The organism is Hydrogenophaga sp. R2 (assembly GCF_049843595.1).
Lineage (GTDB): Bacteria > Pseudomonadota > Gammaproteobacteria > Burkholderiales > Burkholderiaceae_C > Hydrogenophaga.
Map to the genome: position 1 here is coordinate 1 of NZ_JBBHZN010000006.1, position 23,678 is coordinate 23,678.

The 23,678-nt window shown below is 58.5% G+C and carries 17 protein-coding genes and 1 pseudogene; 10 read left to right on the forward strand and 8 right to left on the reverse strand.

Annotation, left to right across the window (positions count from 1 at the left end; translation table 11 throughout):
- Window positions 1-545: 545 nt before the first annotated feature.
- The 4 genes and pseudogenes from WD026_RS15940 to WD026_RS15955 form a co-directional block, all read right to left on the reverse strand.
- A complete protein-coding gene (locus tag WD026_RS15940; RefSeq protein WP_425724641.1) occupies window positions 546-3,869 on the reverse strand; it encodes a hypothetical protein in 3,324 nt (1,107 codons plus the stop codon).
- Window positions 3,870-4,131: 262 nt separating this feature from the next.
- Window positions 4,132-5,829 carry a methyltransferase domain-containing protein gene (locus tag WD026_RS15945; RefSeq protein WP_425724642.1) on the reverse strand — a complete coding sequence of 566 codons (1,698 nt, stop codon included), beginning with the start codon at window positions 5,827-5,829 and terminating at the stop codon, window positions 4,132-4,134.
- A 61-nt stretch (window positions 5,830-5,890) separates the two neighbouring features.
- A complete protein-coding gene (locus WD026_RS15950) occupies window positions 5,891-6,775 on the reverse strand; it encodes a PIN domain-containing protein (protein ID WP_425724670.1) in 885 nt (294 codons plus the stop codon).
- Window positions 6,749-7,054: pseudogene (locus tag WD026_RS15955) on the reverse strand (nucleotide pyrophosphohydrolase); the annotation flags it as partial. The pseudogene WD026_RS15955 and the gene WD026_RS15950, both read right to left, overlap by 27 nt.
- A gap of 212 nt (window positions 7,055-7,266) precedes the next feature.
- Between WD026_RS15955 and WD026_RS15960 the strand changes: the two are divergent.
- Window positions 7,267-8,562, forward strand: a complete 1,296-nt coding sequence (locus tag WD026_RS15960; RefSeq protein ID WP_425724643.1) for a hypothetical protein — start codon at window positions 7,267-7,269, stop codon at window positions 8,560-8,562.
- 52 nt (window positions 8,563-8,614) lie between these two features.
- Here the strand turns inward: WD026_RS15960 and WD026_RS15965 are convergent, their stop codons facing one another.
- Genes WD026_RS15965 through WD026_RS15975 form a run of 3 tightly spaced genes read right to left on the reverse strand, consistent with a single transcriptional unit; the run spans window position 8,615 to window position 11,105 of the window.
- Window positions 8,615-10,312, reverse strand: coding sequence for a recombinase family protein (locus WD026_RS15965; protein ID WP_425724644.1), 1,698 nt, complete (start codon window positions 10,310-10,312; stop codon window positions 8,615-8,617).
- A complete protein-coding gene (locus WD026_RS15970) occupies window positions 10,312-10,692 on the reverse strand; it encodes a DUF2924 domain-containing protein (protein WP_425724645.1) in 381 nt (126 codons plus the stop codon). The genes WD026_RS15965 and WD026_RS15970 overlap by 1 nt, the downstream gene beginning before the upstream one ends.
- A complete protein-coding gene (locus WD026_RS15975; protein ID WP_425724646.1) occupies window positions 10,689-11,105 on the reverse strand; it encodes a DUF3489 domain-containing protein in 417 nt (138 codons plus the stop codon). The genes WD026_RS15970 and WD026_RS15975 overlap by 4 nt, the downstream gene beginning before the upstream one ends.
- 390 nt (window positions 11,106-11,495) lie before the next feature.
- Here WD026_RS15975 and WD026_RS15980 point away from each other — a divergent pair, with 390 nt between their 5' ends.
- From WD026_RS15980 to WD026_RS16020, 9 genes are all read left to right on the forward strand, one after another.
- Window positions 11,496-12,560, forward strand: a complete 1,065-nt coding sequence (locus WD026_RS15980) for a hypothetical protein (protein WP_425724647.1) — start codon at window positions 11,496-11,498, stop codon at window positions 12,558-12,560.
- A 35-nt stretch (window positions 12,561-12,595) separates the two neighbouring features.
- A complete protein-coding gene (locus WD026_RS15985; RefSeq protein WP_425724648.1) occupies window positions 12,596-12,862 on the forward strand; it encodes a hypothetical protein in 267 nt (88 codons plus the stop codon).
- 53 nt (window positions 12,863-12,915) lie between these two features.
- The gene (locus WD026_RS15990) at window positions 12,916-13,695 is read left to right on the forward strand and encodes a hypothetical protein (RefSeq protein WP_425724649.1); all 780 of its coding nucleotides are present in this window, start codon (window positions 12,916-12,918) and stop codon (window positions 13,693-13,695) included.
- A gap of 735 nt (window positions 13,696-14,430) precedes the next feature.
- The gene (locus WD026_RS15995) at window positions 14,431-15,357 is read left to right on the forward strand and encodes an NAD-dependent epimerase/dehydratase family protein (RefSeq protein WP_425724650.1); all 927 of its coding nucleotides are present in this window, start codon (window positions 14,431-14,433) and stop codon (window positions 15,355-15,357) included.
- Window positions 15,354-17,705, forward strand: coding sequence for a glycosyltransferase (locus tag WD026_RS16000; protein WP_425724651.1), 2,352 nt, complete (start codon window positions 15,354-15,356; stop codon window positions 17,703-17,705). The genes WD026_RS15995 and WD026_RS16000 overlap by 4 nt, the downstream gene beginning before the upstream one ends.
- Entirely contained in the window at window positions 17,702-19,363 is a 1,662-nt protein-coding gene (locus WD026_RS16005; protein ID WP_425724652.1) for a methyltransferase, read from the forward strand. The genes WD026_RS16000 and WD026_RS16005 overlap by 4 nt, the downstream gene beginning before the upstream one ends.
- The gene (locus WD026_RS16010; RefSeq protein ID WP_425724653.1) at window positions 19,360-20,661 is read left to right on the forward strand and encodes a histidine phosphatase family protein; all 1,302 of its coding nucleotides are present in this window, start codon (window positions 19,360-19,362) and stop codon (window positions 20,659-20,661) included. The genes WD026_RS16005 and WD026_RS16010 overlap by 4 nt, the downstream gene beginning before the upstream one ends.
- Before the next feature lie 258 nt (window positions 20,662-20,919).
- On the forward strand, window positions 20,920-22,101 hold the full coding sequence (locus WD026_RS16015; protein WP_425724654.1) for a nucleotide sugar dehydrogenase: 1,182 nt from the start codon (window positions 20,920-20,922) through the stop codon (window positions 22,099-22,101).
- 251 nt (window positions 22,102-22,352) lie between these two features.
- On the forward strand, window positions 22,353-22,901 hold the full coding sequence (locus tag WD026_RS16020; RefSeq protein ID WP_425724655.1) for a hypothetical protein: 549 nt from the start codon (window positions 22,353-22,355) through the stop codon (window positions 22,899-22,901).
- Between the two features lie 207 nt (window positions 22,902-23,108).
- Here WD026_RS16020 and WD026_RS16025 read toward each other — a convergent pair whose 3' ends face one another.
- Window positions 23,109-23,483 (reverse strand): hypothetical protein, encoded by a 375-nt coding sequence (locus WD026_RS16025; protein ID WP_425724656.1) that lies wholly within the window; start codon window positions 23,481-23,483, stop codon window positions 23,109-23,111.
- Window positions 23,484-23,678: the final 195 nt, after the last annotated feature.

Sequence of the window (23,678 nt, forward strand, 5' to 3'; positions counted from 1 at the left end):
CACGCCCAGACTCGCGGGTCAAGCTGCCGCGGCTGGGTCGACTGAGTTCTCCGGCGCGGGGTCGAGGTCGAGATAGACGTAGTGCGGCTCATCGGACCAACAGCAGCCGCCATCGGCCTGCTGCAGTTGCATTCTTCGGTCGGTCTTGAGCAGCCAGTTCGGCGAAACGTGATCACCCAGTTCGCAGACGCTTGAGCATTGAGTTCGATCTGCCTGAGTGCTCCAAGCCTTTCGGAGAACTGATCGCGGGTTTCGGCTCGTAGCCGGCCGTGCACTTGCTCCTCGCTGGGGTACTGACCGCCTAGCCTAGACGCTTCGTGCTTAAGGCACAGGCTTCCGCTGCCTTGCCTGAGGGCAGAATACTTGCAGCTCTGGCGCACAAGTGCCGACAAGCGCTTAGCGAGGGCTGAGTCACAGTGGCGGTCGTAGCTGTCCGCAAGTTGTGGCGACCGCCCAATGTCCGCGCCGGTGTTGTAGCCCGCCCGCACACTGTTCCTTCGCGGGACCGTTTGCAGGCGGCCCACTTGGAGGCCGCGTCACACCCACTAGACAAACCCAGCACGCCACTCAATGTTGAACTTCAGCCGTTCTTCACTTTCCTCTTCCCAATCAATAGTCAGCGCATTGCTCGCACCGACTCCGTCGACAGCCAGTGTCCCCAGCATGTCTGCCTGCAAGACATAACAGTCCGCACCAGGAGTGTCGAACTCGAAGACCGGAACACCGTTGATTGTCGAAACGGCCTTTGGATGGCTCATCTCCCCGGTACCAACCAAAATGCCTTCCGGCGGCAAGCACTTCCAGCCTTCGACTCCCCACTTGTAAGGGCTTAGAAGCGTTCGTGCAGCGGAGCGGCCCACTAGAACCACTGGCGCCGGACCAAGAGCTTCCCAGTAGGAGCACTGTGCCGCAACCGTGGAGAGGTAGTCGCGCATCTGAGCATGAGTGGCGTCGTAAAGCTTGCGCAGCTCCGGTGGGTTGACTGGCGTCAAGCCCAAATCGGTCACGAGCTTGCCGAAGCTCCATGCCACCAGATGCTGTCGTATCCAATCCCCGACATGTTCCGCCAGCCCAGTGTCAGGACCAGCTTCAAGTCGCTCCAAATAGCGCTGTCGGTCGTCTGTGAAGGACGTTCTCATTGAATTTGCTACACCGCCAGGAATGAAGCTAAGTTTCCTGACTGGGGGTGGCAGGCTTGCTGGGTTGAAGGCATGGACTGCAATGCGGTTGCCCATATCCTTTATCTTCCAAACGTCGAGCGTGAGCGCCCGGAGCGAAATTCGTCGCTCGTGCGCGGCAACCGTCCGCAACTTCTTAAGTGCGATAGAACCTGCGAGGCGACCCGCTTTCGGCTGATGCACTTTTCCAAGGATGGCCTGCAGCACCGAAACGGAGCTGATTCGATCTGTAAAGGCGCCCCCAAGCACCTCTTTGCGGAGGTCAATAAGGTACCGCTGGACTTGTTCTAACTTGTCGATGTCCTTCCACCATCGCTCAATCAGCCTCTTACACCGGCTGATGCCGGTCCTTCTCTCTCCGGCTAACGCTACTAGCAGGATCGCCTGCGCGACGCGCATGGATTCCATCTGGGTCGGCGTGCCCGACCAGCTGTAAATCCAGCCCGAGACTTCTGGTGTTTGGGTGTCCCAGCGAAGTCTGTCAGCGAACGCGTCAATCCGGGCGGTCGGCGCTTCGATGCCGAAGATTGTGCCCATCAGTCTGGTCAGCACGTCGTCTGGGTTGTCGAGGGGTCGAGCGTCAACGCTGCCTCCGGCTCTTTGCGCCTTTGCCGCAACTAGGGCAGCTGCGAATCGAAGCTCTCGAGAGTCCGCTGAGGGAGCGTCACCCGCGTTCTGAATGAGCACTAGGACGAGGTACAGCCTCACACTCTCCCAGTACCGCCGAATCGCAAGGTTCAAGGCCTTCCTTGCGAACTCGATTGTCACTGGCTCTGATCCATCCCACAGAAATGCCTTGGCTGCTTCCCAGTCTTTATCTGCTAGTGTCACGGTGGCGTGGCGGACTCGGAAATCGTGCTCGATGTCCACGCATTCCAATTCGTGCTGCCGATTACCCCACCACTTCAGAAAGTTCTCCAGTAGCCACACGGATCCGGTTTCGTCACCGCGGGACACAGCTTTCAGGAAGAGCTCTGCAGAATGTTCAATGTGGGTGGCATACACAAGCGCCCGACCAGTAAGGGACTGCCAAGCAACAACATCTCCTCCTCTGAATTCCTTTGGCACATCGACCGAGAAGTGTCCCCAACTGCCGACGAACCCGATGACTGCTTGCTCATATACCTTGCTGAGCGGGGCAGGGAGCGTTCCACTGAACTTCGTTGCGCCGGCAACCAAGCTGGCGTCAGCCTTCTTCGTCCACCAACCTGCAAGCTGGTAGGCAAGATTCGTCCCGACTAGCTGTGCGTTGATGAGCAGCTTCTCAGGTCTGGGCGGGAGCATCGAAGCGATGCTTGCGGGTACAACAGCCAGCACACGAAATAGCCTGGGATCATCTTCAAGCCGATTGACCGCGATGCGTCCGACGTCTCTGTACGGCTTCAGCCATTCCATATCGAAGCTACTGTGCCCCCAGGCATAAGGCGAGACGCCAATGGTCGCGGCATTGCCCGCGAGGCCCTCAGCGTCAGCCGCCCCTGCAAGCAAGAGAGTTCGATGCAAGCGCAGTACTTCGCGCAGCCGCTCCTCAGCGGCTCCGAATCGTTGTTGCTCCGCGGCGCTTTCGACCTCTCCGCCAATCTCTTCGAGCATCCTTCGGGTAGTCAGCGAGAGCGTACCGGCTCTAACAGGTTTGTACACAAACGCCAGCCGAATAAGCGCCCATTCATACCACCGGAGCGGGGGGCCATCCTCGATCGAGCAAAGTACGACCTCCCTGGAAGGCTCGCCACCCACCATTGCTGGAAAGATGAGCGTCGGCGCTTTCTCCTTGTGGTTTGCACAGGAGATGGCGGCGCGCCGCCTCCACAGAACCGCAACAAGATGCAAGAGCCGCAGATGCACGTCATGAAGTACCAAACTGCCCTTGATGTCTCGCTTGACGGCTGGCTGGCCCTGCCTAAGCGAGAAGGAGTAGACCCGAGGCTCCGGACTGTCATCGCTCCTTATCTCGGGAAAGCCCCAGTCTGATTGAGGTGCGTTGACAAAGATGTGTTGCTTCACCGCAGCGATTAGCTCTGCGCGCAGAGCAACATCCACCGCAATCCGCGTGTACGCATAGCGTTGCTCCTCTTCTTGGATGAACCGGATAGTGCGGCTCAGGAAAAATCCTGTCAGCAACACATTCACAAAAAGCCAAGTACCGTTCATCGCAAGCAGCGGGGCCATGAACTTGGCAAGAATGGAAGATGAGCTGTAAGGCGTCGCGAAGTACTGGGCGCCCATCGCCAGCAGCAGTCCGAGGGAGCTCGCACCAGCGGGAACGACCGCGGAGTCAAGGATGTAGACCCGCAATGAGACTGTTGAATGTGCCTTGCGCTGGAGCATCAGCGCAATGAACGAGAGCACAATCGGATAGACAAGTGCCACCAGTGTGGCCTGAACGCTCCAAGGGACTCCCGCGTACGCCGCGACATCAAAGTCAGTCTTGAGTTGTGGCGCTGGTAAGCCCCACGAGGGGGCCCACTGCTGAACTGCAAGCAAGTAGGCTGCAGCGGCGGCCACGAGTCCAACAAGCGCCGCAAAGACAACAGGATGGTCGGTGCCCCAGATCAAGAGCCGCCGAAGCGGGTCATAACGATAGGTGCGCAGCGTTGCGTTCCCTCGCGTCCATGATCGAACCTCACGCCGCGCCCGTGGTCCAATGCGCCCGGTGATCCAGGCAGGGATCAATTGCAGCACTCGTTCCAACAAGCTACTTCCCTCCCTAGAGTTCGTCGTCTCGAATCAAGGCCTCATTCTGGCCTCGATCGGTGCCTCCTCGCCTCCCCGAGGCACAACCTGGCATGCGTCATGGGGCAGATGGTCTCGTGCCCGCGGCAAGCGCGCGTAGGGTCGCACACTCAGCCAACTCTCCTGGCCTTTCCCAAGTGGCGAGAACCAGCAGTCTGAGTGTCTACGGAACCGGGTCAACTCCATCTGCAGGTGAGCTACCCGCTTCCAAAAAGATGCTCTACCTGGAGCCGTTCACAGACCACCGCTCCACACCCCGCTGCAGCGCCGTGAACTCAACCGCCTCGCGGAACCGGGAAAACAGCTTGTCAGCCCACGCGCCCGTCTTGGGCAGCGGTTCTCCAGCCAGGACTTGTGCCTGACAGCCGAACGCTTCGGGCAACCGGTCTCGCAAAACACCCCAGGACGCGACGATCCGGTGCTTGCTCTCTTCCAGCAGTTCTGAGGCCGGCAGCTTGTCCGACTTGGACAGATTGACCTTGGGGTCTGCCGGCACCAGGTTCCACAGGTCGTTGTTGCCCCAGAGGGCGAACGGAATGACATGGTCCACCGCCAAGGTGCCCTTGAGCGGTCGACTGGACCAGGTGCACAATGACGCGCCGGCATCGAGGTAGGCCGCTCGTGCCAGCTGGACCGACCGGGTGGCCTCCGGTCTGGCCAGCAGCAGCGGCAGCACACCACCCGCATCCAGGTCTTGCCGGCGAGCGATCTGCTGGGTGAGGGCCGCCCAGCGCACCACGACGGCATCCGCAATCCAGTGCCCCAGCAGGCTGAACTCGCGCCAGAGCTCAGTGGGCATGAGGACCAACCTGGATGCTGTGTCGTAGCCAAACACCGGACCGACACCCAGCCCGCTGCCGGAGAACGTGACCGGGCCGGAGCGAATGGTCTCTGCAATCGAACGGAGCGCTGCCTGAAGGCGGGAACGGGACGCGGCATCCAGCTGATCCGACGTCCGGGCCAGGTGCCAGGCGGTCAACCCGGCGTGCGCACCCTGTTGCGCAAAGGGCTCCATCAGCGCCGACAGCGCGCTGCGGAACTTGAGCGGTTTGCCCCCAGCGGCCTCCGCCCGGGACTGGGGGATCTTGTCGGGATGGGCGAGAACGGGCCAGTAGTAGAGCAGCCAGCGCTCGGCGATGCGCTGGATCGGGACGCCGACCCGACCGCCCCCCGACCAGACTGCGCAACGCGCTTCCTGCGTCGCGATCTCGGCCAGTGCGCGGATGAGGGCGAATTTGTAGGTGGCTTCCTTGCGGTCCCGGTTGAGGATGCTTTCGATCTGGTCGATCGGTCGCAGCTGCCCGCCCGATCGGCGCTCCAGCAGCAGCGTCGTCCAGCTCGTGCCGGATCGCCCCAGCACGTCGTCGCTCTCCCAGCGCGAGATGAGCACGAAGCCCAGCCGCTCCAGCAACAGTGAAACTTCGTCTGCCGAGTACGGGGCGAACAGGCGCCCGTTCGCATCCCGGTCGCCCGACAACAGATCGCCCCGGGACGCCGTGATCGAGAGCAGCAGCCGGCCCCCGGGCTTGAGCAGCCGGCGGATGGCCAGTGCGGCGTCGAGCAGATCGGTGTCGGGGACATGCATCAGAACGGCGCTGCACAGGATGCCGTCGAACTCACCGCCGAAGGCGTCTCCGGTGCGCGGCAGACCACCCTTGCCGATGCGCCCGGCCAGCTCCGGATGGGCAACCACTGCGGCCAGGCGCAATGCCTCCACCGGTTCGATGCCGTAGGCGTCGTAGCCACTGGCGAGCAGACGCGCCGCATCGCGCCCGGAGCCGCAGCCCACATCGAGTACCCGCGCGCCCGGCGTGAATGCCTGAGCAAAGTACCGTTCGACCGGACTGACCACGGACTCGTACCGCCGGGCAATTTCGGCTGCGTGATCGGTGTAGAAAGCGAAGGTCCGGGGATCCATACTCCCCATGGTAGCCGTGACGCGGATCACCAGCTCCGCTCACCGCGACTGGCCTTGGCCCCTACTGAATCGTGACGGCTCCCTGGGCATCCACCCGCACCACACCATCGGCCATCAGGCGCTGAATCACGGCCGCCACACTGGCGTCATCGGCCCGCTCCAGCGGAAGCAGCGACTTCACGGCGCCTTTCAATCGGGCTTCGCGCGCGGGCTTGTTCTGGGTCTTGCGCAGCGACTTCAGCACATGCTCGTAGTCCTTGTCCGGGGCTGAAGCTTTCGGGGCGGGTGGCGCCGGCTGGGCTTTCTTCCTGGCCGCCGGGGCTTGGGCCGCGGCTTTCTTCTTGGTGGGCGCAGGTACCTTGGGCACGACCGTCGTCGGCTTCGCTGGCGCAGCCTTGCCGGTCACTGCCTTCTTCTTGGCGGCCACAGGCGTTTCCGGTGTCGCGGGAGTTGCTGGCGCAGTACTCGGCTTGGACGTCTTGGCCGCGGTCTTCTTGGCCGGTGCTTTCCTGGCTGGCGTCTTCTTGGGAGCGGGTCCGAAACCCACCTGCCGGGCATCGAAGCCCAGCTCCTTGGCGTGATCCAGCATGGGTCCGTAGCCCTGGTCGTTGGCAATCACAACGATGCGCGCCTCAGGGTGGCGGGACGTGATGTAGCCCATGTAGAACGAGAGATGGAAGTCCAGTGCGTTCTTGCCGGAGCGGCTCACCGGCACCAGCGTCAGGTGATCGCTGAAGGACTGCTGATGCGCATCCACCTTTTTCTGCTGTTTGCCGTGGAAGATCCAGACATCGGTTGCGTCCGGCACCAGGGCACGGATCTCGGTGTCCTTGGGCTGCACGTTTTCCCAATCGACCAGGACATGCGTCGCAGCCGTCGCAGACCGGGAAGGCCCTGTGGGAAGCCCAGGTCGGGTCGGCGGGTACTTCTGAGCGTTCTTGGTCAGCTTGCGCCCGACCGCCCGCTTGAGATCCACATCGCAGTGATCGGCCAGCTGCAGCAAGTACAGGAGCACATCGGCCACCTCGTCGCCGATCCGGTCCTGTTCCACCTTGTCCTGTGCGGCCATCTGCGACTGCTCCGGCGTCATCCATTGAAAGATTTCGGCCAGTTCGGCCGCCTCGACCATCAGTGCCATGGCGAGGTTCTTGGGCGTGTGGAACGGTTGCCAGTCGCGCTCAGCGGCAAATTCGCGCAGGGTTTGTTGAAGCAGTTTCAGATCCATGATGCGACCGAGAGGCAGAGCGGTGACGTGGAGTACCCTAGGCAACGTCGAAGGATTGTTCCGCCTGCGCTCGACACAATCTACATGACTGGCCGAGGCTTTCAACCACATCGTCTTGACCGCGCTCTGAACCCATGCCCAGACAGCCCAAGCTGCCCTCCATCGAGATTGAGCGCACCTGGACCGCTAGGCACAGCCATCACAACTTGCGTGTGGCTGAGGCTGTTGATGGTCGTGTCTGGTTGCGTCTTGACGATTTGCGCCAGTGGGTACCGGGCTTGCTCCCAGGACATGTGCTCGCCGAGCGCCATCCGGGCATGGTGAGGGTTATCCCACCTTCTACGGACCCCTACATCGAAGCCAGTGCATTTCAGTGGATCACCCAAAAGAGCACCAACGTTCCGACATTGAAGTTACGGGCCTGGCTGGAGTCAGCGATCGTGGCACCGGCACGCAGGCGTCGAGACTGGGATGACTACGAGCCAGTGCCAACGGGCCGGATCACATCGAGCCTGTTGTCCGCCGAGATCAGCGATCGTCCGGCGCATCAGTTGCTCGAAGGCAACACCAGACGCGCGCTAGAGCGCCACATCGGCGAGTCGAAAGGCAACGGCCTTTTGTTCTTGATCGACCCTCGCGCTTGGACAATTACGCAGGGGCGATGGGGGCTCAAGACCGTAATGGTGGCCGGTGTGATTGGCTCCGCGCTGGCCATGATGCTGTCTGGCTGGGTGGACTCCATGGCATTCGACGTCAATAGCCGCTATCTGGTCTGGGCGTGGGCGGCCATTGCACTGGCTGCATGGGCGGTACTGTTCAACGCCGCGTGGGTATTGGGAGCGCTGCGCAGCGGCATCCGACGAAGCGGCGACGGTTTCAACCCGTGGTGGACCATCCTGTTGGTGGCAGCCAACTTGGCGGTAGCGGCCTTCGTCTTTGAAGCCACAGCGCGAAACCTGCAGGAGCTCGCCCGGACTTGGTGGGCCATCTACGTCGTGGGTGACCCGCCGGTGGTCGTCTCGGTCGATGAGAGGCACCCAGACGGCTCTGCCTCTCGCCTGCTGATGCGGGGACCTATCGGCATTGGCAGCACGCGGGCTCTGCGCGATGCGATCGCAAAGAATCCCGGGGTACGTGAACTGGTGCTAAGCAGCCCAGGCGGTCTGGTCGTAGAAGGCTTCGGTCTGGCTGATGCGGTGAGGACCTCTGACCTGAAGTCAATCGTCGTTCGGGACAACTGCTCCAGTGCTTGCACGCTGCCCTTCATCATGGGCGAAGAGCGGGTGGTCATTCGTGGTGCCACAGTGGGATTTCACCGGAGCTACAGCATCTTCGGGGACTTCGGCACCAGATGGGGCCCGACAGAACACCGCATGGCTGAGCTGATGCGGTCGCGGGGCGTCAGCGAGAGTTTCATCCAGCGTGCTTTCGCCGTGCCTGGTTGGAGCATGTATGAAGCGCCTGCGGAGGTGCTTCTTGCGGAAGGCGTCGTTACAGAGCTTCGCTGAGCGCTGCAAGGGCAATATCTGCGCTCTAAAGCGCATGGTGTGACTCGGAAGGTCAGATACTAAGCCCTAACGCTTCCCGCTGCTGCGTCCAAATTTCTGGAAACGGAACCGACGTCAGCAGCTTGGTGGCGTTGACCCCCTCAGGGTGCTCGCCCCGCTCCAGAGCGGTCACGATGTTCGGCGCCAACAGCGCGATGTTGATGACGCGATTGACATAGCGCACGCTGAACCTTTCCCGCTCAGCGATTTCCTCGATGGCCTTCCCCTCCCGGGTGAACTGCTGCAGCCAAGTCCTGCCTTTTGCCAACAAGGCCACGAGCGCCGGGTCCGGCTCTCGCTTGGTGCTCTGCGCCTTCTGGTCCTCAATCACCAAGCGCACAGCGATGCCACAGCGCCTACGCTTGGCAGGGACTTCGATCGCAACTTCCCGCCGCCCTCCTCCGCCCTTGTCGGGCTGGATCCCACAGGCCACGAGATCGAGCCCGATGCGCACCTTGTCCGGTCCTACCTCCACCCTGCGAACGCAATTGCTGATCTTCGGGTTCGATGCCTGCTGGATAGCGTGGCCAAACTGCTTGGCGGCCTTCAAGGCCTCGTCGGCCCGCTTCGCGTCCTTCCAGCCCACTGCGTCCAGCACCCGCTTGTCATCCGCACTCCAGTCGCCGATCGCCCTTACCACCAACCGCTCCAGGTCTGCGGCCGGCAGGCGGATCGGCTCTCCTGGCTCGTCGGCTGAAGTGACGTAGTACCGGTAGCGCTTCTGGCCCTTCTTGGTGTGGGTGGGACTCAGGCGTCGCCCCACCTCATCAAAAAGCTTGCCCAGCATCAGACTCGGACCAGCCTGGCTGACCCGGGTCTTGTTCCCCTGGCGGTTGGACTTCAAGCGCTGCTGGACCTCTTCCCACAACGCCTTGACCACGATAGCCGGGTGCTGACCGGGATGGTTTTCTCCTTGGTGGGGAAGCAGGCCGACATAGATCGGATTACCCAGGATCCGATACAGATGGCCGCGGCTGAAGGGCTTGTTGCCGCCAAAGCCTGGGCGCTTGTTCTCCCGCTCAGGGGTGAGCCAGCCCCGGACCTGCAGCTCCTGTGCGACCTTGCGCACACAGTTGAGCTGCAGGTAGAGCCGGTAGATTTCGACCACCCGGCTCGCGTAGGGCTCTTCAGGCTCCAGTGTCCGGTTGTGGGCCCGGTATCCCACCGGGGGCACACCTCCCATCCACATGCCCTTGCGCTTGGAGGCAGCGATCTTGTCCCGGATCCGCTCCCCGGTGACCTCGCGCTCGAACTGAGCGAAGGACAGCAGGACATTCAGCGTCAGCCGCCCCATGGAGGTGGTGGTGTTGAACTGCTGGGTGACCGAGACAAACGACACGCCCTTGGCATCGAACAGCTCGACCAGCTTGGCAAAGTCAGCCAGAGACCGGGTGAGCCGGTCCACCTTGTAGACCACGATCACGTTGACCTTGCCCGCCTCGATGTCGGCGATCAGGCGCTGCAGCGCCGGGCGTTCCACATTGCCGCCGGAGAAGCCCCCGTCGTCGTAGGCGGTGGGCACCAGGGCCCAGCCCAGGCTTTTCTGGCTTAGGACGAAGGCCTCGCAGGCTTCGCGCTGCGCGTGCAGGGAGTTGAAATCCTGCTCCAGGCCCTCCTCGGAGGACTTGCGTGTGTAGATGGCGCAGGAGAGCGTGGACATCCCGTTGCCCGAGCCATGTGCGGGCGCCTTGGGCGGCTGCTTCTTGGCCATCAGCGCTTGATCCCGAAAAACAAAGGTCCAGACCAGGGCGTGCCGGTGATCGTGCGGGTCACGGCTGTGAGGCTCTTGTAGGTCGTGCCGGCGTACTCGAAGCCGTGCTGCAGCACCAGGACCTCATAGGTCTGTCCTTGCCACTCCCGCAGGAGGCGGGTCCCGGGGTTGAGCTGTGGCTGGCGGCGCGAGCGCTGGACCACGACCGGTGCAGGCTGCGGGGCCTTGATTCCGGCCGATTCCATCTGCGCTTGCCAGGCCAGCACCCGGCGCAGCAAGCTGGTGTGCACCCGAGGGGGCGGATCGCGGTCGAAAGCCGCCTTCCAGCGCGACACCAGTGCTGGCCGGTCTGCGGTGAGGATTTCTGTAGGGAAGCTCATGCCGCGGCCACCTCTGGACGGATCCGATAGACCCGAACGCCCTCTTCTATGCAATGCCGAACATTCAGCCCCAGGCGTTTGCGCAGCGAGCCGCTGAGCATGCCGCGCACCGTGTGAGGCTGCCAGCCGGTGAGATCGACCATCTGCGCTATCGACGCACCTCGGTCAGATTCAAGGAGCTCGATGAGCTGGGCCTGCTTTGTTCGAGACTCGACAGCCACTGCTGGAAGCGACTGGGCGGAGGGTTTTCTGCGAGGTGAAGGGGACTTGGCCGCTGGCTTTGGTGACGACTTGGGCGACAGCTTGGCGGTGGTGCGGGATGTTGCTGTTCGGGTCGGCTTTGGACGGCTGGCAACAGGTTTTACCGAAGTTCGAGCGGAAGACTTGGCCGCTGGGGTCTGGGTGCGTTTCATGAGGTTCTCCGGTGCCACTGCGGCACGGCGGTAGTAACGCTCTGCATCAGCCCTGTTTCAAGTCACTGGGTCTGTAGTTGTCCTGTTCTGTCGTGATCTTCGGAACTGCTTGCCTAGTTCTCAAAGTTGGTGAATAGCTGGCGGGCATCGGAACCACGCGAGACACATTGGCCAAACATGTCGGGGGGCATAGCGACATGGTGACGCGCCGCTAAGGACTGAGATTGGGTTGGGACTGAGGACGCTCGCTCAAGGTAGCACGGCAAGCAACACCTTAACCAACTCTTTTTGTCGGGAATGATTATTTCGTTGTTATGTTGTCGATATCGACTATCATTCGAGCATCGCAACACCGTACATATCGACAGTTATAAGAAGACTTACTTCCCCATGATCAAAACCCACTCCCCAATCACTGCTCCCGTCGACAACAGCTTCCTCAAGCCATTTTCGCGAGACGTACTGCGGCAGGACATCCTCAACGTTTGCATGCTGCACGCGCGTCTGTCCTACCTATTCGCCGACGTGAAGACCACCGCAAAGGCTCACTTTCGCCGGGACGTTGTTGTTCCTGTTGGCCTGTCCTATCCCGACGAGACCCCACAGGACATCGGACTGACTTACGACGATGTTCGCTGGACCGACTTCGCGCAAGCCATGGAACGCCAATACAACTATGCGTTTGAGGCAGTCATTGGCGGCCCTGGGGAGCCGATGGAGAACGAGACTAGCCACACCGCTGTCGCAGCAATCCTGCTCGACATGCAGGAATCCATGCTCGTCTACGAGTTGAGCAGCTACGGCGGGGGTTACTGGGAAGCGAGTGTTCAGCGATGCCTCCACGTCACCCAACTGGCCAACGCCAGGCTGTTGCTGGAAAGCGGAGCGGTATTCACTTATTTGCGAGCAGCAAATGGCCGTGACCAGAACGATGCTTCGCATGAGGGACTCACTGTCAAACAGATGGCGCTGCTTGCAGGCATGGAAGAGATGAGCATCCGGACGGCGGCCAGCCGCAAGGGGCCATCGACTTTGACGCCGAGAAAGGACGGCGCGCGAACTGTCTTTGACCGGGGGGTAGCGAAGCAATGGCTCATCGACAAAGGCAGGTATCTACCGGTACGACGAATCGAGGCAGCGTCACCCGACGATTTGATGGCCAGGAACTACTCAAGCACAGGAGAGTTTCTTGAGATGGTTCAGTCCATCGTAGATACGAGCGCCTTTGACAGATCGACCTTCCATCTCACTGTTTATGGGGCGGGCTTTGACAGCCTCGCGCACATGCAGGCTGAAGATCTCAAGAACTCGACTTTGATGGGCGAGATCGCTGAGGCTCTCCACCTGCCCCCACAGATCTTCATCCTACGGGCCCGCGAGGCCGCGATCCGTGACGAACTCAAAGCCCTAGAAGCCAAGACCAAAGAACTGCTCAGCCAACTACCCACCGACTAATCAAAAAACTTTCTGGGAGAAAAGAGATGAACTCCATGAGCCAACACGCCCGCCAGCGATCGCAACAGCGCGCGATACCAGAACTGGTGATCGACTTGCTGCTGCAGTTCGGCAGCCGAGAAAAATCATCAGGAGGAACAAGCAAAGCATTTTTCGACAAGTCCTCTCGTAAGCGGATCAAGAGCTACGCAGGCCCGCTGGCCAGTTTCCTCGAACCCCATTTGGACTCCTATGTAGTCCTGTCAAGTGACGATCACGTCGTTACGGTTGGACACCGTAACGAGCGAATCCGTCGTCACTGAAATCCACCGCTCCCAACCCGAATAGCACCATACCTCTCCGCAACATTCACAACATGAACCAGAACCTCTTCGCAACCTTCTCTCAGACCATCCGAAACCTCAATGCTGTAGAGCTAGAAGGAGCCCCCTCGCTGTACGAGAAGCTGACCATTGCAAAGGACGGCGCACTCAGCATCTGCTATGCCCCATTTGAATACATCAATCGGCAGGCCCGCATCGTGATCGTCGGCATCACGCCCGGACAAACCCAGATGCTCAATGCGGTGAGGGAGGCGCGCAGGCAGATCTTGGCAGGGGCGCCCGATGAGGTGGTACTCAAGGCTGCAAAAGCAACTGCGGCATTCAGTGGCGCGATGCGACCCAACCTCACCAGCCTTATGGACTGCGTTGGTCTGCAGCACTGGCTGAGAATTCCAAGCTGTGAAGAGCTTTTCGCAGGCGCATCACATCTGGTGCAAACCACTTCAGCACTGCGCAATCCTGTGTTTGTTGACGGTGCCAACTACAACGGGACGCCCAACATGACACGCCACCCGTTACTGCGTGAACACCTTCTCTCGGGGCTTGGTCAGGATGCAGCAGCCCTCCCAAGCGCGGTGTTTATCCCGCTAGGCGATAAGGTTGCCGAGGCACTTCGCTTCCTGGCGGACCGTGGCGTTATGAGACACGAGCAGATTTTCGATGGTCTGCCCCATCCCTCTGGCGCAAATGGCGAGCGCATTGCCTACTTCGTGGGCAACAAACGACGGGAAGACCTTTCCCCAAAAACTGATGGAGTGAAATTGGATCTCGCGCGGCGAGACCTACAGCGACGTGTAGCCTGCCTTCCCTAAATCCTGGACTGCACCTCCTTTGTTGCGGTCTTGAGGGAACAGACAAGTGGCGCGCAGGCCGTGGATTACCGCCAAAGTCTTGATAGAGGAACTGACAACGACATCTAAGCTTGGCAAAGAGTGAGGAGCTACAGCCTGTCGCGACGACGTTCTGAACGACCAGCATCAGTCATACAGTCATCTATCGCCTAGTTTTCCAAGGACTGCGAGACTGCAGAAGTCGACCTCGCATTCGCAAGGCATTGGTCGGGGGGGCAGCCTGCTCAGTTGAACATAGCTGCGCACTTCTTCAGGCTGACCTCTGCTTTGCATCTACTACACTCGATCCCCTGGATACTCCATTTACTCTCCCGACGCGGGTCCGGAGAGACGTCAGGGGAAGCTTGGCGGCGCGGAAGTATCCAGAAGATCACTGACCCGACCACCACATCTGACCTCATTGGCGCCTACGCGCCTGTCCATGCTCCAGACAACCTCCGAAACCAGTGGAGGGCATGACGGTACGAGACGGTGACGACACTGGAGCAAAAACATGTCGAGGCACATAACGTGCGTGCGAGATTTCCGCATATGTGAGTTCGACCAGAAACGCCAAGGCAACGATTCCTCTCGCCGAGCGTCAAAGCCATCGACAGAAACTTGGGATCAACCCTGCACTCTGTCAGGGCTACCTGATCCGCATAGCGCCCCTGGCACCGGCAGACTTGGAAGCGGATGGGTTCTGGGGGGACAGGCATGAAGCGGAAGATCCTGATCACCGGCTCGTCTGGGCTTGTAGGCACTGCGCTCACAGCGGCGCTACTTGCCAAGGGAAACGAAGTCATCAAGTTCGATCTTCGCGAGCAGGGTGCCAGCAGAGGAGACGTTCTAGACTACGCCAGTGTGAACAACATCGTCAGCGGCATCGACGGCATCGTCCACCTGGCAGCGGTTTCTCGCGTTGTATGGGGCGAGCTGAACCCAGAGCTTTGCTGGGCAACCAATGTTGGCGGACTTCGCAATGTAATCAGTGCCGCTACGCAGTCGCCACGCAAGCCCTGGCTTGTATTTGCAAGCAGTCGTGAAGTTTACGGGCAGCCAATAGCGCTTCCAGCGACCGAGGATGTTCAACTGAGCCCAGTGAATATCTATGGTCGATCCAAGGTAGCTGGCGAACTGCTTGTGGCCGAGGCGCGAAGCGCTGGCTTCCGTGCCTGCACGATCCGGTTATCGAATGTCTTCGGCACAACGGCAGACCACGCCGACCGCGTAGTTCCGGCCTTTGCTCGCGCTGCTGCTCTGGGCGAGGAGTTGCGAGTAGACGGACTGAACCACACTTTCGATTTCACGCATATCGATGATGTCACTCGCGGTATCGTCACTTTGATAAAGCTGCTGGAAACGGGTGAAGCGCTACCGCCTCCCATTCACTTTGTCAGCGGGCGGCCAACAACGCTCGGGGAGTTGGCCTCACTAGCAGTTCGACTCGGGCATCCAGGGGCATCAATCCGAACAGCCGCCCCGCGAAACTTCGACGTTGCCCGGTTTTATGGTGACCCTTTGCGAGCAAAAACACTGCTCGATTGGCAACCACTAGTTCAGCTTGAGGATGGCGTTGCTCGGCTCATAAAGGCCTTCCGGAACGTTCACCAAGCAAACGACGCAGACAAGTTATCACGATGAAGATTCTGAAAGTCATCCACGGCTATCCGATGCGCTACAACGCTGGCTCCGAGGTCTACAGCCAGACTCTGTGCCATGCCCTCGCTGAGCACCACGAAGTGCATGTTTTTTCACGCGAGGAAGATGCGTTCGCACCAGACTTCCAACTACGCACAGAGCAAGACTCCGACGATCCACGCATCACCGTGCACTTGGTCAACAACCCTCGCTACAAGGATAGGTACCGAGCAACGGGGATAGATCAGCGCTTCGCTGAGGTACTTGACCTCCTCAACCCCGACATCGTTCACGTCGGACACCTAAATCATCTATCCACCTCATTACTGCAAGAAGCTGCGCTTCGAAACATCCCGATCATCTTCACCCTGCATGACTACTGGCTAATGTGCCCGCGAGGCCAGTTCATGCAGATGTTCCCGGAGCCCTCGAATAACCTCTGGGCCGCATGCGATGGCCAAGAGGACCGTAAGTGCGCCGAACGCTGCTATGCCCGTTACTTCAGCGGAGCACCGAATGACGATGAAGCCGACGTTGGATATTGGACCAATTGGGTAGAGAGACGCATGAAACATATCCGCGAAATGTGCGGACTTGTTGAGTATTTCATCGCTCCATCGCAGTACCTTCACGATCGATACCGTAACGACTTCGGACTACCTGATCATAAGCTCATCTATCTCGATTACGGATTCGCGCAGCATCGGATTGGGGTTCGTCAACGCGTAGCAACAGAGCCCTTCACTTTCGGCTACATAGGCACGCATATCCCAGCCAAGGGAATTCACGATCTCATTCGAGCATTCGGTCAACTCAGGGGGAATGCACTCCTTCGCATATGGGGGCGGCCGCGCGGGCAAGACACCGAAGCGCTGAAACGCATCGCAGCGTCACTTCCTCCAGAGGTGGCGCGCCGCATCGAGTGGCTACCAGAGTACAAGAACCAGGAGATTGCCCGAGAGGTTTTCGATCAATGCGATGCAATCGTCGTCCCTTCAGTTTGGGTGGAAAACTCACCGCTAGTGATTCACGAAGCGCAGCAGGCCCGTGTTCCCATCGTCACCGCCAACGCCGGTGGAATGGCGGAGTATGTCCATCACGAAGTTAACGGCCTGCTATTTGAGCACCGGTCAGTCGAGGCGCTTGCCTGCCAAATGCAACGTCTCGTCGACGACCCGGCGCTCGCCATTCAGCTTGGAGCTCGCGGATATCCGTATACCGATTCGGGTGACATACCCTCCATTGAGCTGCACGCCCGCGATGTCGAGGCGATCTACATGCGCGCAATAGATAAGCGCGCGTCCGAACAGGCCGAACGGCAAAAAGGCCCTTGGCGCATCACATTCGACACCAACCCCGATACGTGCAATCTGCAGTGCATCATGTGCGAGGAACACTCGCCGCATAGCCTGCTTCAAATTAGCAGAAAGCAGGCTGGAAATCCACGACGACTGATGCCCATCGAGACGATCGAACGCGTCATTTCAGAGGCGGCGCCTTACGGCTTGCGTGAGGTCATTCCCTCGACGATGGGTGAACCCTTGTTATATGAACACTTTCGGAAAATCCTCGACTTATGCCACCGGTATGGCGTCAAGCTCAACCTAACCACGAACGGGACATTCCCACGATTAGGCGCTAAGGCGTGGGCTGAACAGATCGTTCCAGTTACGTCGGATGTGAAGATCTCTTGGAATGGCGCATCCAAAGCGACCCACGAGGCCATCATGCTAGGTAGTAGCTGGGAGAAGGTTCTTAATAACGTTCGCGACTTCATTGCCGTGCGTGACGCGCACGCCGCAGCCGGTGGGAATCGCTGCCGGATCACTTTCCAACTTACCTTCTTGGAGATGAACGTTGACGAGCTCGCCGACATTGTGCGCATAGCGATCGATCTCGGTGTGGACCGCGTGAAGGGACACCACCTCTGGACACACTTTGAAGAAATCCGTGAACAGTCGATGCGGCGTAGTCCAGAAGCAATTGCGAGGTGGAACCGGGCTGTCTTTGCTGCGCAGGAGGCTGCAGCCGAGCGGCTTCTACCAAATGGGAGACATGTGATCCTTGAAAACATCTTCCCGCTGGACTCATCGGCAACAGACGATATTGCGCCTGGTGGCATCTGCCCTTTCCTCGGTCAGGAGGCTTGGGTGAGCGCTGGTGGTCGGTTTGACCCATGCTGTGCCCCTGATGCACAACGGCGGACCCTCGGAGACTTCGGCAACCTTGCCGATCAAAACTTCATGGAGATTTGGAACAGCGAGGCCTACCGCGAACTTGTTTCCACATACCAAGACCGCACGCTCTGCCGCAGCTGCAATATGCGAAAGCCTCGTGGAGACGGGGCATGAATTGGCAATCCTTCCGTGTCTCACCTTGCGGAACGCATCATGTCGATGAAGGTGGCAGGGCGGCCTATGAGCCACGCTTCTTAGAAGTCCTGAAGTTTCATCCGCCTGGATTAGCTCCAGTGTGTGATGGTGAATTCGCGTGGCATGTGCGCAGCGACGGATCGGCTGCGTACGATCGCCGCTTTATCCGAACGTTCGGCTACTACGAGGGGCTGGCTGCAGTCTTAGAGCAGAGCGGCTGGCATCACATCAATACCGATGGAACCGACGCCTATGCAAGCCGGTTTGCGTGGTGTGGCAACTTCCAACATGGCCTATCCACTGCCCGCGACAACGATGGCGCCTACTTTCACATCACGCCTCGGGGCGAACCCGCCTACCCAGGCCGATGGCGCTATGCAGGCGACTATCGCGATGGGGAAGCTGTCGTGCAAGCAATCGATGGCCACTCCACCCACATATCTCGCGACGGCACGCTTGCTCACGGGAGATGGTTTGTTGATCTTGACGTTTTCCACAAGGGCTTCGCACGCGCGCGGGACGAGCAAGGGTGGATGCACATCGACCATCACGGGCTGCCCATCTATGCGCGACGCTTCCACGCAGTGGAGCCTTTCTACAACGGACAGGCTCGAGTCGAACGGTTTGATGGCGGACTTGAGGTCATAGACCACACTGGAGCGCCACTTGTCGAACTGCGTCCGGCGCGGCAATCGGAATTCGCGAGCCTATCTGCAGATATGGTGGGTTTCTGGAAGACACAGACTATTGGAGCTGCCGTCAAACTCGGCATCATCGAAGCGCTCCCAGCGACTGAAAAGGCGGTCGCAGAGCGTTGCGAACTCCACTGCGATGGTGTACGGCGACTTCTGCGAGCACTCGGTGAACTAGGGATAGCGGAGCGGGACTCTAGCCAGTGGGCACTGACAGATCGCGGAAAGTTTCTTCTAGCCGACCACCCCTTAACTCTGGCTAACGCCGCAGTCGAGTACGCCGGGCCATTCACGGCAATGTGGAGCCACCTTCCTGAGGCACTGAAGCCGAGCAACAATTGGAGCGCGCCCGATGTGTTTGGCGAAGTCGCACGAGACGACGCGCGTTGCGCAGGTCACCATCGCATGCTGCAAAGCTATGCGCGACACGACTATGCCGAGATATCTCGTGCCATCGATCTGAGGGGCGATGAGCGTGTGATTGATGCAGGGGGAGGATTGGGGGTTCTTGCGCAGCAAATTCTGACCGAGTACCCCGCCGTGGACATCACTATTCTGGAGCGCCCAGAGGTGGTGGCGATGGCGAACCCAATGCACAGGTTGCGATGGCAAACCGGCAGCCTAGTCGAACCATGGGGGCTAGAAGCGGATGTTGCGATTCTCGCGCGGGTGCTTCACGACTGGGATGATCCCGTGGCGATTCAGATCCTGAGAAACGCTCGCGCCGCGCTATTGCCCGGCGGGCGGCTCTACATCGTGGAGATGATGATCTCCGAGAGATCCGTTGCGGGAAGTCTTTGCGATTTGCACCTGTTGATGGTGACTGGTGGGCGCGAGCGTTCAGCAGAGCACTTTGGACGACTCCTCTCCGCCACTGGCTTTCAGCTTGTCGCGGTACGCCGATTGCCAGCGCTCCCGACTGTGATCGTCGGGATAGCCTCATGACCGGAGTTGATTGGAAGATTCCACCTTCGGTGCTGCGTCTCCTTGAGCGTTCACCGAATGACCGCGCCGTGGTTGTTCTACTTCGGCATTCGGTGCGCGATCACCTGCCATCGAACGAGATCGGCTACACCCTTCCCATCACGAATGTCGGGCGCCAACTCGCATTAGAGCTCGGTGGTGTCTTACATGGCAGGCTTCGAACGCTACACACGAGCCCTTTGGCGCGTTGCGTTCAGACTGCTCAGGCGCTTGCGGAGGGGGCTGATTCGGACGTAAGAATCGTCTTCAACAGGCTCCTTGGTGACCCAGGGGTATTCGTTCTTGATGGGCGACTGGCCTGGCCTAACTGGGAGCAGCTTGGCCACGCGGGTGTCATGCATCACTTGGTCACCGAGACGGAGGCGCTTCCCGGTATGGCCCGCGCGGCAGAGGCTGCTCGCTACCTACTTCAGTCAATGCTCGCCACGGCAGGTAACGAGCCCGGCGTTCACGTTTTCGTGACGCACGACTCGGTCGTCACCGCGATGGCTGCACGCCTATTCGGAAGGCCTATCAAAGCCGATTGCTGGCCGTGGTTTCTTGAGGGCGTCTTCTTTTGGACTGGGCAAGACGGGATTCATGTCGCCTACCGAAACAACGAGACCGTGCATCCAGTTCCGCTCAACGTATTGAGCGAAACTGAAGTCATTGAGTTCGCCAGGCGTGAAATTGCAGCAACTGTTGGATTTGAAACCGGTGCACGCTTCTTTATGGCAGGGGGTAGCTTCAAATCTCTACTCACCGGCCGCCCCCCAAGAGACATCGATCTATGGGCTCCCTCCAAGCACGATCGAGAACTACTGATCGCCGCACTGCAAAGCCGTGGGGCGACATTGGCGGGACGGCGACCATTCTCAGAGGCCTTTGATATCGCGGGTCGCATAGTCGAAGTTCCTCTCGCTACCGAGCCTAATACTCTCGCTGCCCGGTTATCTACCTTTGATATCGGGCTTTCTGCTATCGGCGTTGAACACCTACCAGACGGAGGATGGTCAGCGTTGGTTCACCCCCTAGCGCTCAAGTCTGTTCAACGACGTGAGGTCCTACTCCTAAAACCGCTTGTCAACTGGAAGTACGCCCTTACGACATTGGAACGGATGCGCCGCTATGCACGCGAACTAGGCTTTTCTGTGCCGCCTGAAGAGGAGGCAGAGGTATTGCGTGTCTTCAACACCCAAGATAGTCAGCTTCGCACTGGGTTGATTGATCGCTATCGACTCACTAGCCTCGACGGGTGTCAAATTTTGAAGGAGATTTGATGCATCGTCTTATAAGGACCAGCGACTCCGTTGTTTCTTTGTTCGATACAGACCTCTGGCTCAACACCCACAAGATCACGCGCCGCCACATCCTTCAATGACCGAAACCCTAGCCTACGATATACGTTCCGCAATACTCCCTCAACGGGTCGACCTATGCGTGCAACATATTCGCGAGAAAAAACCCCCGGATGATTCAGATCGAATTATCGGAGTCCGTAAATTTTGGGGTCACCCAGCTGATAGTCGAATAGCCAAATGAAAATTGCGATAGCTGGGATCGGATACGTCGGCCTCTCTAACGCCATCCTATTAGCCCAACACAATGATGTTATCGCATTAGACATTAATCGCGAGAAGGTTGAGATGCTCCAACGCAGGGTATCTCCCATCGCAGATCCCGAAATTGAACACTATCTGGCAAACAGATCGTTAAGCCTCAGAGCCACACCGGATAAGCAAGAAGCATTCGTCGACGCAGACTACGTCGTAATCGCAACCCCCACTGATTTTGACCCTGAATCTAATTGCCTCAATACCAGTTCTGTCGAGACAGCTATTCGGGATGTCCTTTCGATCAACCCCGGTGCCACAATCGTGCTCAGATCCACGGTACCGGTCGGCTATACGGTCAAGATTAGGAAAATCCTTACACTTGCGACAGGGCACTCCATCGACATTATTTTCTCTCCTGAGTTTTTACGCGAAGGAAAAGCTCTTTTCGACAACTTACATCCTTCTCGCATAATTGTCGGCGGAAAAAGCGAAAGTGCGCGCACCTTTGCACGATTACTCCAACAGGGCGCGATCAAACAGGATATACCAGTTCTTTTCACAAACAGCACTGAAGCCGAGGCTATCAAACTATTCGCGAACACATATCTCGCAATGCGAGTGGCTTATTTCAACGAATTGGACACTTACGCTGCCTCCTATGGCCTGGACTCACGGCAAATCATCGAAGGCGTCTGCCTTGATTCGCGCATCGGGAACCATTACAACAACCCAAGCTTCGGCTATGGTGGATATTGCCTTCCAAAAGACACCAAGCAACTGCTGGCCAGCTGTAGCGAAGTTCCGCAGAGCCTAATCCATGCCATAGTTGAATCTAACAACACTAGGCTGGATTTTATCGCAACTCAAATTGCCAATATGCGCCCTAAGGTGGTTGGGATTTACCGCCTCCTTATGAAAGCTGGCTCGGACAACACTCGGGCCTCCAGCATCCTAGGAATCATTGAACGACTGAGGGAAGACGGTATCCACGTACTCGTTTACGAACCTGTTTTTAAAGACAGCGAAATAGTCAAACTGTCTGCCGCCCGAGACCTCTGCACTTTCAAGGAACAAGCAGACGTTATTCTTGCCAACCGGATGGCAGACGATCTGTGGGATGTTCGAGCCAAGGTTTATACACGCGATCTTTTCGGGTGCGACTAGCGGTGGGTTAGTCTCACAAGGGGTGCATAAATCCGTCATGTTGCTTCCGGCCTGCTTTCCTGCTTTAACAGCCAACACAGCTCCCACTTTCCCGGGCTGATTTTCCGGGCGAATGTTGCATCACATTGCAGCCCTATCTAGATCTCAGTTGTCGACCGAAAATCGGGATACTCATATTAGTGACAGATTTCAATGCTTCTCGATTTAGCTTCACCTAGTCTGCACCATCAAACTTTCGGGCTCTTACCGTTATGCTACAACCTATTCGTGTTTTAACACCCTCGAATATCGAAGCTATTACAGTTGATTTTCATCAGGAGTTGACGAGCATAGGGAGGTCGATCGCCGGCCTTACAGGACTTCAATTATTAGTCGCAATTAAGCGCTTTCGTATTGGACATGGGCCATACCCAGACGTTACTTTGTTCGAGGCGGCAAATCGCATCATGTCAGACTTAGTGATTCTGCATGGCGTTGGCCGCCTGATGCGCGAACGAACGTTTCCCTTTGAAGAGTACACCGTAGAATTCGGCAATGAGAATCGCAATGGTTTCGATATTTGGGCGCAGTCCGGTCCGTCAACACTTGCGGGAGAGGCGTTTAATGTTGCTCCCTCTTTCTTCCAAAGCAAAAAACGAACTTCTTTGAAGAAGTTGCGCGAAAAGGCTGCTGGTGCAACGTACCGCCTCATTATGTTCAATGAGGATGCGCCGCCGACTGGCTACGTTGCTCGCGGTGAAGACGGGATTCAACAAATCGCTGTTCACATCCCTGTCCCTGAGTTTCGCATTTTGGTATGACTAAACGCACAACAGCTCCATTGGGTTGTGCATCGCTAGGTCTTCGCGTTGGGTTTTTGGTCGGTCTGTTTCCTGGTTATGGACAGGCAATACGTGGGGCGCTAGCGTGTGGCTCAGCCCTTGGGAAGCGAAGTGGTGATGACGGCTTCTTTTTCGAACGGCCCTGGCTCTCTTTTTCAATCGCGCTATTGATGCACCTTCATCCTGTTACTGTGTGTCTTTGTACGCCTTACCCCCTCCCAGACGCTTGTAGTCGGCATAGAGCTGCGGGTTGTTTCTTGAGCAAGAGACGATCTGCTTCCCTGCCTCGCGCATGATCTTCTTGTTCCCAAAGCCTGAGATTCGACCGATCTCCTCCTCGCGGGCGATGACCTCCCTTGCTCCCACGGCCCGTCTCTCGCACCAGCCTATTTGGAATTCGTATTCAGTCAACTTGGCTTTCAGCTCGGCTCGAGCCTTGTTTTTGGCTGCGGCATCCGCCACCTCTTTCTGACGACGCTGCTCCGTCTCCAAGCGTTGTTTCACCTCTGACACTCGCGATTCCGGGTCTACATCTTTGTAGTCTGCGACAAACTTGGCCATGTCCTCTGTTGTACGGAGGTATCTATAGCGGGTCTCGTATCACCACACGCAAGTCGTGTGCAGGATGCCCGCAACAGCTGTGCACCCGCCCCTAAAGCTCCAAACCCGTGCCGGTCTACGTCACTCGCTGGCCGATAGCACGGCACCCTTCGACAAAAAGCACTGGACATTCGACGATGGCAGTTGTCGGGTTGT

Excerpts from the sequence above, each read along its gene's own strand:
- WD026_RS16025 (WP_425724656.1), bottom strand. The coding sequence starts at position 23,483 with ATGGCCAAGTTTGTCGCAGACTACAAAGATGTAGACCCGGAATCGCGA.
- WD026_RS15985 (WP_425724648.1), top strand. The coding sequence starts at position 12,596 with ATGAGCCAACACGCCCGCCAGCGATCGCAACAGCGCGCGATACCAGAA.
- WD026_RS15975 (WP_425724646.1), bottom strand. The coding sequence starts at position 11,105 with ATGAAACGCACCCAGACCCCAGCGGCCAAGTCTTCCGCTCGAACTTCG.
- WD026_RS16015 (WP_425724654.1), top strand. The coding sequence starts at position 20,920 with ATGAAAATTGCGATAGCTGGGATCGGATACGTCGGCCTCTCTAACGCC.
- WD026_RS15995 (WP_425724650.1), top strand. The coding sequence starts at position 14,431 with ATGAAGCGGAAGATCCTGATCACCGGCTCGTCTGGGCTTGTAGGCACT.
- WD026_RS15990 (WP_425724649.1), top strand. The coding sequence starts at position 12,916 with ATGAACCAGAACCTCTTCGCAACCTTCTCTCAGACCATCCGAAACCTC.
- WD026_RS16010 (WP_425724653.1), top strand. The coding sequence starts at position 19,360 with ATGACCGGAGTTGATTGGAAGATTCCACCTTCGGTGCTGCGTCTCCTT.
- WD026_RS15980 (WP_425724647.1), top strand. The coding sequence starts at position 11,496 with ATGATCAAAACCCACTCCCCAATCACTGCTCCCGTCGACAACAGCTTC.
- WD026_RS15970 (WP_425724645.1), bottom strand. The coding sequence starts at position 10,692 with ATGAGCTTCCCTACAGAAATCCTCACCGCAGACCGGCCAGCACTGGTG.
- WD026_RS16000 (WP_425724651.1), top strand. The coding sequence starts at position 15,354 with ATGAAGATTCTGAAAGTCATCCACGGCTATCCGATGCGCTACAACGCT.
- WD026_RS16020 (WP_425724655.1), top strand. The coding sequence starts at position 22,353 with ATGCTACAACCTATTCGTGTTTTAACACCCTCGAATATCGAAGCTATT.
- WD026_RS15965 (WP_425724644.1), bottom strand. The coding sequence starts at position 10,312 with ATGGCCAAGAAGCAGCCGCCCAAGGCGCCCGCACATGGCTCGGGCAAC.
- WD026_RS15945 (WP_425724642.1), bottom strand. The coding sequence starts at position 5,829 with ATGGATCCCCGGACCTTCGCTTTCTACACCGATCACGCAGCCGAAATT.
- WD026_RS16005 (WP_425724652.1), top strand. The coding sequence starts at position 17,702 with ATGAATTGGCAATCCTTCCGTGTCTCACCTTGCGGAACGCATCATGTC.